The following is a 13,725-nucleotide window of genomic DNA, read 5'->3' as shown; positions in this document are numbered from 1 at the left end:
CTATGTTTTCGTCGTATGGACTGGTACCACTCGCTTATCAGGATCTGCCAATTCACTTCCACAATGCTTACAAAATAGAGCATCTGACTCATGTCCCGCCAAAGAGCAGTTAGGACATTTCACTAATGCTCTGTGTGCACTCATTTCTTGATGTAGCTCTGCGGTAATAATGCCCGTCGGCACAGCAAGTATTGAATAACCTAATAACATGGTAAGTGCCGCTAAGCCTTTACCTAGTGTTGTCTGTGGTACAACGTCGCCATAACCTACGGTAGTGATTGTTACAATTGCCCAATAGATACTTTGCGGAATGCTAGTAAAACCGTTTTCTGGCCCTTCAATAATATAAATAAAGGAACCCAAGATGGTGACCAGTATCGCTACCGTGCTGAAGAAAATAATGATTTTTCTTCTTGCACCCAACAATGATCTTAACAACAAATTGGAGTCCTGAAGGTAACGAACCAGTTTAAGTATACGAAAGATACGCATGACTCTCAGTGCTCGAACGACACCAACTAATGACGCAGAAGGGAACAAGATAACGAGATATGTCGGCAATATCGCGACAAGATCGATTACACCGTAAAAGCTTTTTGCGTATGCGCTGGGTTTTGGTGAACAGTAGAGTCGCGTTAAGTATTCAATGGTGAATAGAGCTGTAAATCCGTATTCGATCAGTTTGAACTCTTCACGCCATTTCGCATCAAAACTTGGGATGGAACTTAGAACCAGTACGATCAAAGAGGTGAAAATCGCGATAATAAGTGCGATGTCGAAAATTTTACCCGCTTTGGTGTGAGTACCAAAGATGATGACATAGAGCTGATGTTTTAAATTTTCATTTGAGAAAGACATGATAGAGCGACCTAACGTTTTTTATCGCTCTATCATAGCCTTAGGCTAGCGTTTAAGCCAATCCTGGGAATAGGCTACGTAAGCCATTGGTAATAAATTCGATGCCTAATGCGCCAAGTATCAAGCCCATGATACGCGTGATCACGTTGATGCCAGTCTGGCCTAACAATTTCACAATATAGGGCGCTGAACGGAACAACAACCACGAACACAACGCGAAAAATACAATCGTGACGACAATACCTGTGGTATCCATCAATCCCGGATAGCGAGAGCCATATACTATGGTTGAGCTGATAGCACCTGGGCCCGCCATTAGTGGCATTGCCAGCGGAACCACACCAATTTGTTCGCGGCTGATGTATTCCGATTTCTCTTGTTTGTTTTGCTTATCTTCACCCAACTTACCACTCATCATCGAAAAGGCGATGCTCATAAGCAGTAAACCACCGGCTACACGAAATGAGTCCAGGGAAATACTGAACATGTCTAACAGCATTTGTCCGCCAAGCAGCGCAGTGATCAGAATGATGGCCACAGCAGTATTAGCAGTAGCGGCGGTTTTGTTTTTCTCTTCTGGAGTCATGTGCCCAGTAAGGGAAACAAAAACCGGCATGATTCCTACAGGATTAACTGCGGCAACCAAGCCCAGAAAGAACTGGAGAAAAATAGCAATTTCGAACGACATGTTAGGTTCTCTTATTTTTCATAGGATTGAAATTAATTGCGCGTAATCTAAGTCAAACATAGCAAAATCGCGAATGAAAAAATTTGCTGTTTTTTGCAGCTTATACGTGAGAAAAACTAATTATGGTCGATAATTGAAAATTAGTTGTTTCAAATATGTGTGCATTAATCGACTTGTTTATGGGATTTTTTAACATCCCCCCAGTTTTGATAAAAAAAAGTGCATCTACTGGAGAGTCAAAATGAAATGGATATACTATGAGTAGCACATGAAAACTTGTCTACATGTAGTAATGTTGTACAAAAATGAAACTTTTTTACACGATGTTGTATTTTTTTTAGATTTTTAGTTCGAATGCAGTATTTTTAACCAGTTTATTTTGTGATGAATTTTTTAATAAATACAATTGGTTAGTTGGTGTCTTTGGTGCTTTCTACCTATAAAGGGATAATTAGTTTTTCATAACTGATCTGAGTCAATTTTTTTCACGTAGTGAAATATTATACTCAGCCATGAAAGCAATTTACTAAGTTCGTTGTTATTAAGTCTCTGAAGTTTTGATAAAAAACACATATGCAACATGCTTAATAAAGAGTTTTTAATTTTAAATTTTTTTATTTTAGGAGATCCATTATGCCTGTAACTAATCTGGCTGAACTAGATGCTCTAGTAGCTCGCGTTAAAGCGGCTCAAGCTGAGTTTGCTACTTACTCTCAAGAGCAGGTAGACAAAATCTTCCGTGCAGCATCTCTTGCAGCTAACCAAGCTCGTATTCCTCTAGCGCAACAAGCGGTAGCAGAATCTGGCATGGGTATCGTTGAAGATAAAGTAATCAAAAACCACTTCGCTTCAGAATACATCTACAACAAATACAAAGATGAAAAAACTTGTGGTGTTCTAGAAGAAGACGAAAGCATGGGCACAATGACTATCGCAGAGCCTGTGGGCATCATCTGTGGTATCGTCCCAACAACTAACCCAACATCTACTGCAATCTTCAAATCTTTGATTTCTTTGAAGACTCGTAACGGTATTATTTTCTCACCACACCCACGTGCTAAAAATTCTACAAACGATGCAGCTAAACTGGTTCTAGACGCAGCAGTAGCAGCGGGCGCGCCAAAAGACATCATTGGTTGGATCGACCAACCATCTGTAGAGCTATCTAACGCTCTTATGAAACACGAAGGTATCGCACTTATCCTTGCTACTGGTGGTCCAGGCATGGTTAAAGCGGCTTACTCTTCTGGTAAACCAGCTATCGGTGTTGGTGCAGGTAACGTTCCAGTTGTTATCGATGAAACAGCAGACATCAAACGTGCAGTAGCTTCTGTTCTTATGTCTAAAACTTTCGATAACGGTGTAGTGTGTGCTTCTGAGCAGGCTGTAATCGTTCATAAAGATGTATACGACGAAGTTAAAGAGCGTTTCGCTTCTCACAAAGCTCATGTACTAAGCAAAGCTGACGCTGACAAAGTACGTAAAACAATCCTAATCGACGGTGCGCTAAACGCAAAAATCGTTGGTCAACCTGCTTCTGCTATCGCAGAAATGGCGGGTGTTAAAGTTCCAGCTGATACTAAAGTTCTTATCGGTGAAGGTCTTGGTAAAGTTTCTTACGACGACGAGTTCGCACATGAGAAACTATCTCCATGTCTAGGTATGTTCAAAGCGGATAGCTTCGAAGACGCTGTTGACCAAGCTGTAACAATGGTTGAAATCGGCGGTATCGGTCATACTTCTGGTCTTTACACTAACCAAGACGTAAACGCAGATCGTATTCGTTACTTCGGTGACAAGATGAAGACTGCTCGTATTCTTATCAACATTCCGACTACTCACGGTGGTATCGGTGACCTTTACAACTTCAACGTTGCTCCATCTTTAACGTTAGGTTGTGGTTCATGGGGTGGTAACTCTATCTCTGAGAACGTTGGTCCTAAACACCTAATCAACAAGAAAATTGTTGCTAAGCGAGCTGAAAACATGTTGTGGCACAAACTACCTAAGTCAATCTACTTCCGTCGTGGTAGCCTTCCAATCGCTCTTAGCGACCTAGAAGGTAAAAAACGCGCATTCCTTGTAACTGACCGTTTCCTATTCAACAACGGTTACGCAGATGAAGTAGTTTCACTACTTAAAGCTCAAGGTATGGAAGTTCAGACATTCTTTGATGTAGAAGCAGATCCAACTCTATCTGTAGTAGAGAAAGGTGCAGCTCAAATGGCTAGCTACCAACCAGACGTGATTCTAGCTCTAGGTGGTGGTTCACCAATGGATGCTGCGAAGATCATGTGGGTTATGTACGAGCACCCAGAAACTCACTTCGAAGAACTAGCAATGCGCTTTATGGACATCCGTAAACGTATCTACAAGTTCCCTAAAATGGGTCAAAAAGCTGAGTTGGTATGTATTACTACTACTTCAGGTACTGGTTCAGAAGTTACTCCATTCGCGGTTGTTACTGACGACAAGACTGGTGCTAAATACCCACTAGCTGACTACGAGCTAACTCCTAACATGGCTATCGTTGATGCGAACCTTGTTATGAACATGCCTAAGTCTCTAACAGCGTTTGGTGGTTACGATGCAGTAACTCACGCTCTTGAAGCATACGTATCTGTTCTTGCGAACGAATACTCTGACGGTCAAGCTCTTCAAGCACTTAAGATGCTAAAAGAGTACCTACCATCAAGCTACAAGAATGGTGCAAATGACCCAATCGCACGTGAAAAAGTACACAACGCAGCAACTATCGCTGGTGTAGCATTTGCGAACGCTTTCTTGGGTGTATGTCACTCAATGGCTCACAAGATTGGTGCTGAGTTCCACTTACCACACGGTCTTGCTAACGCACTGCTTATCTCTAACGTTGTACGTTACAACGCGAACGATAACCCAACTAAACAAACTGCATTCTCTCAATACGACCGTCCACAAGCACGTCGTCGTTACGCAGAAGTTGCAGAGCACTTGGGTCTAGTTCAACCTGGTGACCGTACTGCTCAGAAGATTGAACGTCTACTAGCGTGGATGGATGAGCTTAAGAAAGACCTTGATATCCCAATGTCTATCCAAGCTGCGGGTGTTAACGAAGCTGACTTCCTAGCGAAAGTTGAAGAACTAGCGGTTGACGCGTTTGATGACCAATGTACTGGTGCAAACCCACGTTACCCTCTAATCACTGAGCTGAAAGAAGTACTTATCTCTTCTTACTACGGTAAAGCATTCGTTGAAGGTGAAACTTTCGAAGGTACTACTGTAATCAAGAAGAAAGCTGACCAAGTAGCTCCAGCAGCTGCTAAAGCAGATAAAAAAGTAAAAGCTTAATTTGAGATAGGTTTTCGCTAGCACGATTACCAAATCAAGAAACAAAAAGCCCCACTTCGGTGGGGCTTTTTTTGTCTATTCAACAGATATAGGATAATAATCAAATCTGGATCTGACTATATTTGGGTTGTCACATAAGGGCTAATTATCCATTAAAATTCTTATTATCTATAATTTTTATTAATAACGTGAATAATGCATAAAAATCATGTAGATATATATTGTGCGTATTATGAATAGTTATTATTCTATGCACGAAAATAATAAAGATAGTAATTATAAATCTAAGGAAAATTGAATGAATAAAAAAGCTGTATTGCAAGTTTTGGGGCTTGCTCTAGTAACTAATTTCATTATTGGCTGCGCTAGTACTTCTGAATCGACATCTACTACTCAAGTTACCAACTCACAGGAAAATATTACGCAAGTAACAGGGAATATCCCTGCTGAGAGTAAGTTCGCGAAGGTAAAGGTTGGTATGTCAATGGGGCAGGTCTATGACACCATTGGTCAACCTACGGATACATTGAGTTATATTACAGGTAAATCATTTATCCCATTCTATTTTGGTAGTGATGCAGCGAGAGTTGAAGCTTTATACAAAGGAGAAGGCCGAATAGTCTTTACCGGTGGTACTGGCTTTGGTGCGAGAGTATTTAAAGTTTATAAGGTTACATATAACCCAAGTGAGCCTGGCTACAATATGTAATTTTTTAAAAAGAAGGCAGTCTGAAGATTGCCTTCTTTTTGATATTAAGTCCACATGACTAGAATAGCGGCGAGAGCCACAAGAACTAGCCCAAAACCGTCTTTAATTCGGACTTTTTGTTTAAGCCAGAGAACAGATATCAACATCGTAAAAAAGATTTCTACCTGCCCTAGAGTTTTCACATAAGGAACCGCTTGCAAAGACATCGCACTGAACCAGCCTATTGAGCCTAGACAACTGGTAAAGCTGGTTAAGAAGACTATTTTAGGTCTGGCGAATAAAGCTTTTAGCGTATCCACATCTCTGAGGGTTAAATATGCGACTAGGATGAGTGTTTGAAGGGATATAACTAACAGCAAAACCCAAGCGGCACCGTAAGGAAAAGGTAATCCTAGAGCGATGCTGGCTTCTCGAACCCATAGCGATGTTAACGCGAAGGCACTGCCGCAGCTTATCCCCAAAATAACGGTGGGCAAGGATATTTGACGAAAACTACCTTGAGTACTGAGTAAGAACACACCGATACCGCCAACAAATACCCCGAACCATCCCAATAATGTCAGGTGAGTGCCGAAGAAAAGCATGCCTAACAATGCGGCAACTAATGCTTCGCTTTTGGCAAGACCAGCTCCTACGGCGTAATTATTAAATTTAAACAGCCTAACCATAAGCGCTGTCGCAACGATTTGCATTGCCGCAGCACCGACAATGTAAGTGATGAAGAGTGAATTAAAGTTGGGTAGAGCAATGGGCTCTATGACATATAAAGCGATTAAATACAGAGCAGCTATAGGACTTGCCCAAAGAAAACGCGCCAAAGTGACTCCAGCCGTTTTTACATCGCCAGATAAGTGACTTTGAAAAGCGTTGCGCCAAGATTGCATAAAAGCGGCGAATAGAGTGAACAGAATCCATGTCATGCTAAGAACATCCAAAGAGATAACAGAAAGTTGTTGTGCCAGAGATGACACAAGACGAGCACAGGCATATCACTATGCAACTAATCGGTTGCCATATCAAATGGATATATAACAAAAGCCTCTCAATTGAGAGGCTTAGAAATGTTGATTGAAGAAGCTGTCAGCTAGCCTGCAAGCACATCTGTAGCAACTTTATAGCTAGGGTCTTCTTTAACGTTTATTTCGACTAGGCTGCCTGCTTTATGAAGCAATGCACGGCAATCTTGGCTTAAATGGCGTAGATGAAGTGTTTTTCCTACAGAAGCGTAGCGCTCCGCCAGAGTTTCAATCGCTTCAATGGCTGAGTGGTCTGCAACACGTGACTGAGCAAAATCGACAATCACATCTTGTGGATCGTTTTGCGCGTCAAATAATTCTAAGAAGTTCGCAGCTGAACCAAAGAATATAGGGCCATTAACTTTGTAAACTTTGGAACCTTCTTCATTAAGCTGGCTGGTTGCGTAGATGTGTTTTGCGTGTTCCCAAGCAAACATAAGTGCAGAAGCAATTACACCAACTCCTACCGCAATAGCTAAGTCGGTAAACACGGTAACAATCGTTACTAGTACGATGACAAAGAAATCTTGCTTAGGTACACGACGAGCAAGTTTGAAGGTTGCCCATTCAAACGTACCGATCACCACCATGAACATCACGCCAACTAGCGCAGCCAGTGGGATCATTTCAATCAGTGAGGAAGCAAACAGGATAAAGACCAGTAGCATCACCGCTGCCACAATACCTGACAAGCGCCCACGACCACCAGAATTAATGTTAATCATTGACTGACCAATCATCGCACAGCCACCCATAGCGCCAAATACAGAACAGGTAATGTTCGCAAGACCTTGTCCCATACATTCACGGTTAGACTTACCACGAGTGTTAGTCATTTCGTCTAGAACAGTCAGCGTCAGCAATGACTCTATCAAACCAATAGCTGCCAAAATAACAGAATACGGAAGAATAATTTGTAAAGTCTCAAGTGTCATTGGAACAATAGGGAAGGCAAATGTTGGCAGCGTACCAGCAAGTGTTGCGCCTTCATTGCCCGACATTGCACGCAAGAAATCGACAACAGTACGAGTTTCTAACCCGAGACCTTGAACCAGCAAAGTGACGGTAACTATCGCTGCTAATGAAGATGGAACTGCAGTGGTAATTTTAGGAAGAAAGTGGATGATAGCCATCGTCAAAGCGACCAAGCCTAACATTAGGAACAACTGATCGCTTGGAAGCCAACTAAGCGCGCCATTCATATCGGGTGCCTTGAACTGACCTAATTGTGCTAGGAAGATAACAATAGCCAAGCCATTCACGAAACCAATCATGACAGGATGAGGCACCATGCGAATGAACTTACCGAGTTTAAATAGGCCGGCTGCAATTTGCAGTATTCCCGTTAACAAAATGGCGGCAAACAGGTATTGGACACCATGGCTTGATACTAGGCTGACCATTACTACAGCCATTGCGCCTGTTGCTCCCGAGATCATGCCCGGGCGTCCACCGAAAATAGAAGTCACAAGACCAACAATAAATGCGGCGTACAGACCAACCATAGGGTCAACACCAGCTACAAATGCGAATGCAACCGCTTCTGGTACCAGTGCTAAAGCAACAGTAAGACCCGAAAGAACGTCATTTTTTACAGAGTGTTTGGAAAACTGGGGAAATTCAAACATGAGTTGAGTGTTTTTCCTGATAATTAATTGTGAACCGACTTTATTTAAAACGCTCATTGAATCGAAATGGGATGTGCCAAATAAATATTGTTTGGCAAAAAGAGTATTCAATAGGCTGAACGCGTTAAGTTAAAGATGAATGGCGGATGCTACAGAATTGTGTGATGAAGTTCAATATTGAACCAATAATCAAGAGTAATGAGTCTGCTGCAATAATAAAAAAGCCACCCGAAGGTGGCTTTTACATGGTTTCTAATTAGTAACCTTGAGGTTTCGCCATGGCAGAACCCGCTTGGTTGCGAGCGACTTGGCTACCTGCACCAATAGGTGCGTATCGTTCAGTGCGGAAAGGTGCAGCCTTAACTTCAATTTCCTTCACCTCTTGTGAACCAGAAGCTTTAGTCATTGGTGATGAAGCATGACCTTTTGCCGGAGCTGTAACACTCGCTTTCTTCGCTGGTTCAACTACGGGTACAGGGATCTCAGCCGCTTGTTTTGCCACTTCTTCCACAACAACTTCAGCTACAGGCGCTTCTGTTGTCGGTTGTTCAATGGTTTCAACTGCTGGGGCTTGTTCCACTTCTGGTTGAGTAACTGGTGTTTGATCAACAGCAGCTGGTGTAACAACAGTCTGTTCAACGACAGGCGTTTCAACCACTGGTTCTGGAGCTTTCTCAACTGGCGCTTCAGCAACAGCTACGTCACGACGAACAATCACTTTACCCATTGCCATTTCTGGGAGTGCGTAGCCACCTAATACTGGTGTTGATACAACTGCTTGTTCAACTACCGCTTCAACTTGAGGCTGAGCTTTAACCACAGGTTTAGCTAAGTCGTAACGTGGCATGACTTTACCCATAGCCATCTCTGGAGAAGCTACACCACCTTTGCGTAGGCGGAATGGGTTAGGGCGACGATCACGACCACGGCGACGACGCTGACCACTTGCTCGTAGGTGACGAGGTGATCGACGGTTACGACGCTGTTTCTGCTCATCTTGTTGCTCTGCATTGTTATCAGTATCAACATTCGCTTGAGTCAACTCGACTTTAGGCTCTTGAGTAACAGGTGCTTGAACATCTGCATTCAATGAATTCTCAACGATTTCTGCTTCTTCAGATTGTTGATTGTTCACGCGAACTTGCTTGTTAAGCTTACGGCGTTGACGACGCTCTTTAACTGCAGCAGCTTTTGTTTGTTGCGCTTCGCTTGCAGGTTTTTCAACCACTTCTTGCTGTGCTTCAGCTGCTAACTGGCGGCCTTCTTGTTGAAGTTTGTTCGACTTCGTATCATTGCGGTCGCGCTTGTTGCGGCGCTCTTGCTTAGGCTTGCGCTCTTGCTGTTTGCTTTCAGTTGCTACAACAGGTTGTTCACTCTCAACTTTTTCGTTCGCCTTATCATTTGGCTTACGACGATTTCTGTCTCGAGAGTTGTTGTTACGACGGCGGTCGTTACGTTCGCGACGTTGAGGCTGTTTCTTACGCTCGTTCTCTGCTTCGCTTGTTTCTTTTACCTGTTCTTTCTTCTCTTCTTCTGAAGAAGCGAAAATACCAGCTAAAGCTTTAAAGAAGCGGCTAACCAGCCCAGGTTTTTGTTCAACAACAACGGTTTCTTTAGGCGTTTCTACTTTTGGTTTTGCAACTGGCGCAGGTGCTGACTGAGCTGGTGACGCAAAACCTTTCAGAGCAGGTTCTTCGATACGTTTTGGACGTAAATCAGGTTCTCCAAGCTCTTTGCCTTCAGCTTCTTTTAGTGCTTCAAGTTTTCTTGGGATCAAGTAAGAAAGAATTTCATGCTCTTCACCTTCACGTACACGAACTACCTCGAAATGAGGTGTTTCCATGTCTGAGTTTGGAACGATAGTAATTCTAACTTCTTGGATTCGTTCAATATGGTTAATTGAACGACGCTTTTCATTCAGTAGATATGAAGCAATCGATACAGGAACTACAGCCAATACTTGTGCTGTGTTGTCTTTCAATGCTTCTTCTTCGATAAGACGAAGAACAGATAGCGCAAGAGACTCGTTGTCACGAACTACACCCGTGCCCGAACAACGTGGACAAATGTGATGGCTTGCTTCTGCCAGAGAAGGGCTTAGGCGTTGACGAGACATTTCTAACAGGCCAAAGCGTGAAATGCGGCCAATTTGTACTCGAGCACGGTCTAGGCGAACAGCGTCACGCAAGCGGTTTTCTACTTCACGTTGGTGACGAACTGGTGTCATATCGATAAAGTCGATAACAACTAGACCACCTAAGTCGCGTAGGCGTAATTGACGTGCAATTTCGTCAGCAGCTTCTAGGTTAGTGTTCAGAGCAGTCTCTTCGATATCGCCGCCTTTAGTTGCGCGAGCTGAGTTGATATCGATAGAAGTTAGTGCTTCTGTTGGGTCAATAACGATTGAGCCACCAGAAGGAAGGCGAACCTCACGTTGGAATGCAGATTCGATTTGGCTTTCGATCTGGAAGTGACTAAATAGCGGCACTTCACCTTCGTATTTCTTAACACGGTTTACGAAATCAGGACGAACTAGACTTATATGGTCTAGAGCACGTTCATAGATAGTATTACTATCAATTAGGATTTCACCGATATCACGACGCAAATAGTCACGAATCGCTCGCACGATTACGTTACTTTCTTGGTGGATCAGAAATGGCGCAGGATTCGAATCAGACGCTTGTTTGATTGCAGCCCAATGATTAAGTAGAACGTTTAAGTCCCATTCTAACTCTTCACCGTTTTTGCCAACACCCGCAGTACGAACGATGAGGCCCATACCTTGTGGTAATTCTAAAGAGCTCAATGCTGTTTTTAGCTCAGTACGCTCATCACCTTCGATACGACGAGAAATACCGCCGGCACGAGGGTTGTTAGGCATAAGAACTAAATAGCTACCAGCAAGAGAGATGAAAGTTGTTAGAGCTGCACCTTTGCTACCGCGTTCCTCTTTTTCAATTTGAACGATAACTTCCTGACCTTCTTTAAGCACTTCTTTAATGCTTGGACGGCCTTGATAGGTATAACCATCTGGGAAGTATTCGCGGGCAATTTCTTTGAGAGGGAGGAAACCGTGTCTTTCAGCGCCGTAATCAACGAAAGCAGCTTCTAGACTTGGTTCAATACGGGTAATACGGCCTTTGTAGATGTTCGCTTTTTTAGATTCATGTCCAGGACTTTCGATATCAAGATCGAACAATCGCTGGCCATCAACCAAAGCGACACGCAACTCTTCTTTCTGAGTCGCGTTAATTAGCATTCTTTTCATTTAAAAATCTCGTAATTTTTTCTTTGTTTTGATTATTGTTCTTGTCGCGTTTGGTTCGCTTTCACGGTGCCAGATCCCATGGCTTAATTCATTACAGCCTCCCGGCTGGAGGGATGCTCTGAGGGCACGTCAGTCATCACAAGCATAAGCAGCCTGTGATCCGCATAGAGGCGGATTTACTCATCATGAAAGGCGAAGAGTAGAGCAACAAGAAACCTTAACCTGAAATGTCTTACGCCAATGCAGCACCAAGTTATAGGTTTACTACTCGTTTATTGCTTTAATAAAACGGTAAAAATAGAAACATACCAGTTCAATTATTGCAGGTGTGAACTATAGCAGTGACTGCTAGTCACAGCAATGTGCTTTATTAGAAAGCGCTTAAAAATTTCAAGCCATGTCCAAAAGTGTTTCCTAGTCAGTGTCAAATCTGAGCAAAATGAAAGAGAAGTTTGCATTTTATCAATAACAAACCGCCCAATTTTCGGGCGCAATGAGCAATGTGATGTTTATTTCAACGAGTTATTAAAAAAAAGCATCCGAAAAGCGATTTTTAATCACGAAGAAAATGTGAATTCACGTAGATTCAGTTAGAATAGTTGCCATGAACGAAATCAGAACCCAAGTCCAGTTCATCGATATAGATGAAGATATGGCTGGTCAACGCATCGATAATTTTTTGCGTAACCAATTAAAATCAATTCCTAAAAGCATGGTTTATCGAATCTTGCGAAAGGGTGAAGTGCGCGTAAACAAAAAGCGAGTGAAGGCTGAATATAAATTGGAAGCTGGAGACGTGGTTCGTGTTCCACCCGTAACGATTGAAGCGAAGGCAGAAGAAGCAACTGCGCCAAGTACCAAGCTGAACAAAGTTGCGGAACTTGAACATTGCATTATCCATGAAGATGACCATGTACTGATCTTGAACAAACCGTCAGGAACAGCGGTGCATGGAGGTAGTGGCCTAAAGTTTGGTGCGATTGAAGCTTTACGTGCGTTACGTCCACAAGCTCGCTTTCTGGAACTGGTACATCGTATTGACCGCGACACATCGGGTATTTTACTGGTTGCAAAAAAGCGCTCGGCATTGCGTCATCTACAAGCTCAGTTTCGCGAGAAAACAGTACAGAAGTACTATTTTGCTCTGGTGATGGGGGAGTGGGAGAACAAATGGAAGGTCGTTAACGCGCCGCTGCTAAAGAACGAAGTGAATAGCATTGTTCGTGTCAATTCGAACGGTAAGCTGTCAGAAACGCGTTTTAAGATCCTTGAAAAGTTTGACCAAGCGACGTTGATTCAAGCGAGTCCAATTACAGGGCGAACTCACCAGATACGTGTTCATACTCAGTATATGGGACACCCAATTGCGTGGGATGACCGATATGGTGATCGCCGTTTTGATGCCTATACTGCCCAATTCGGTATTGACCGTTTGTTCTTACACGCTGCAAACATTCGATTTGTTCATCCAGCGACCGAAGAGCAAATGGAAATTAACGCCCCTCTGGATAGTAAACTAGAGCATGCGCTCGCTCAAATGCGCTCATCCAAGTAAAAAAGGGCTTGTGATAAACAAGCCTTTTTCAATTTGTTTGATAGTTCGATGAAATTTATAGAACCGCAAAACTTTCGTTTTCAAGCAACTGGATAAGCTTAATAAGTGGAAGACCGACTAATGTATTTGGGTCGTCACCTTCGAGTTTGTCGAATAGGGTAATTCCTAACCCTTCACTTTTAAAACTGCCTGCGCAGTTTAAAGGCATTTCTTTTTCGACATAACGTTCGACCATCTGTTGCTTGAGTTGGCGAAAATGCACTGTGAACGTATCTAGCGTAACCTGACTTTTTTGCGTCTCTGAGTTATATAGCGCTAACCCTGTGTAAAAGGTAATCGCTTTACCACTTTGACTCATCAACTGCTCAACCGCTTTTTGCTTGGTATGTGGCTTACCAACAATTTGTCCGTCAATGACGCAAACTTGATCAGAGCCAACGACTAAACTTGGCGTTTTAACGACACAAGAGCGTGCTTTTTGTTCTGCTAGTCTTTGTACTAAAGCTTCAGGCGATTCGTTTGTGTGGGGTGTTTCATCGCAATTGGGCTGTGCGGTAATGAAAGGGATATCGAGCTTTTTCAGCAACTGCTGACGAAAAGGTGAAGTGGAAGCTAAAACTAGTTGGTAATTTTGCATTTTACTTTACAATTATCGTTAAGTTTATGTGCA

At 42.9% G+C, this 13,725-nt stretch carries 9 protein-coding genes; 3 read left to right on the top strand and 6 right to left on the bottom strand.

Features of this window, described 5'->3' with window-relative positions; translation table 11 throughout:
- Together L3V23_RS02355 and L3V23_RS02350 are read right to left on the bottom strand one after the other, a co-directional pair.
- Window positions 1-858 carry an ion transporter gene (locus L3V23_RS02355; RefSeq protein WP_102963136.1) on the bottom strand — a complete coding sequence of 286 codons (858 nt, stop codon included), beginning with the start codon at window positions 856-858 and terminating at the stop codon, window positions 1-3.
- Between the two features lie 52 nt (window positions 859-910).
- Complete coding sequence (locus L3V23_RS02350) at window positions 911-1,546, bottom strand: YchE family NAAT transporter (protein WP_042483635.1); 636 nt, start codon at window positions 1,544-1,546, stop codon at window positions 911-913.
- 633 nt (window positions 1,547-2,179) lie between these two features.
- On the opposite strand from L3V23_RS02350, the gene adhE reads away from it, so the two are divergent.
- Both adhE and L3V23_RS02340 read left to right on the top strand, forming a co-directional pair.
- Window positions 2,180-4,876, top strand: a complete 2,697-nt coding sequence (gene adhE / locus L3V23_RS02345; protein WP_042483633.1) for a bifunctional acetaldehyde-CoA/alcohol dehydrogenase — start codon at window positions 2,180-2,182, stop codon at window positions 4,874-4,876.
- Window positions 4,877-5,174: 298 nt separating this feature from the next.
- Window positions 5,175-5,585: a hypothetical protein gene (locus tag L3V23_RS02340; protein ID WP_102940777.1), complete on the top strand. Its 411-nt coding sequence runs from the start codon at window positions 5,175-5,177 to the stop codon at window positions 5,583-5,585.
- A gap of 44 nt (window positions 5,586-5,629) precedes the next feature.
- On the opposite strand, the gene L3V23_RS02335 is transcribed toward L3V23_RS02340, so the two are convergent.
- The 3 genes from L3V23_RS02335 to rne form a co-directional block, all read right to left on the bottom strand.
- On the bottom strand, window positions 5,630-6,505 hold the full coding sequence (locus L3V23_RS02335) for a DMT family transporter (RefSeq protein WP_102966695.1): 876 nt from the start codon (window positions 6,503-6,505) through the stop codon (window positions 5,630-5,632).
- Window positions 6,506-6,669: 164 nt separating this feature from the next.
- Window positions 6,670-8,229 (bottom strand): SulP family inorganic anion transporter, encoded by a 1,560-nt coding sequence (locus L3V23_RS02330; protein WP_102966696.1) that lies wholly within the window; start codon window positions 8,227-8,229, stop codon window positions 6,670-6,672.
- Window positions 8,230-8,485: 256 nt separating this feature from the next.
- The gene (rne, locus tag L3V23_RS02325) at window positions 8,486-11,500 is read right to left on the bottom strand and encodes a ribonuclease E (RefSeq protein WP_237291901.1); all 3,015 of its coding nucleotides are present in this window, start codon (window positions 11,498-11,500) and stop codon (window positions 8,486-8,488) included.
- Window positions 11,501-12,104: 604 nt separating this feature from the next.
- On the opposite strand from rne, the gene rluC reads away from it, so the two are divergent.
- Window positions 12,105-13,055 carry a 23S rRNA pseudouridine(955/2504/2580) synthase RluC gene (gene rluC, locus L3V23_RS02320; protein WP_102966698.1) on the top strand — a complete coding sequence of 317 codons (951 nt, stop codon included), beginning with the start codon at window positions 12,105-12,107 and terminating at the stop codon, window positions 13,053-13,055.
- A gap of 55 nt (window positions 13,056-13,110) precedes the next feature.
- On the opposite strand, the gene L3V23_RS02315 is transcribed toward rluC, so the two are convergent.
- Window positions 13,111-13,692 carry a nucleoside triphosphate pyrophosphatase gene (locus tag L3V23_RS02315; protein WP_102966699.1) on the bottom strand — a complete coding sequence of 194 codons (582 nt, stop codon included), beginning with the start codon at window positions 13,690-13,692 and terminating at the stop codon, window positions 13,111-13,113.
- Window positions 13,693-13,725: the final 33 nt, after the last annotated feature.

This window comes from Vibrio sp. A1-b2 (assembly GCF_021726015.1).
GTDB classification, from domain to species: Bacteria; Pseudomonadota; Gammaproteobacteria; order Enterobacterales; family Vibrionaceae; genus Vibrio; species Vibrio diazotrophicus.
This window is presented reverse-complemented; position numbering and strand designations above follow the sequence as displayed.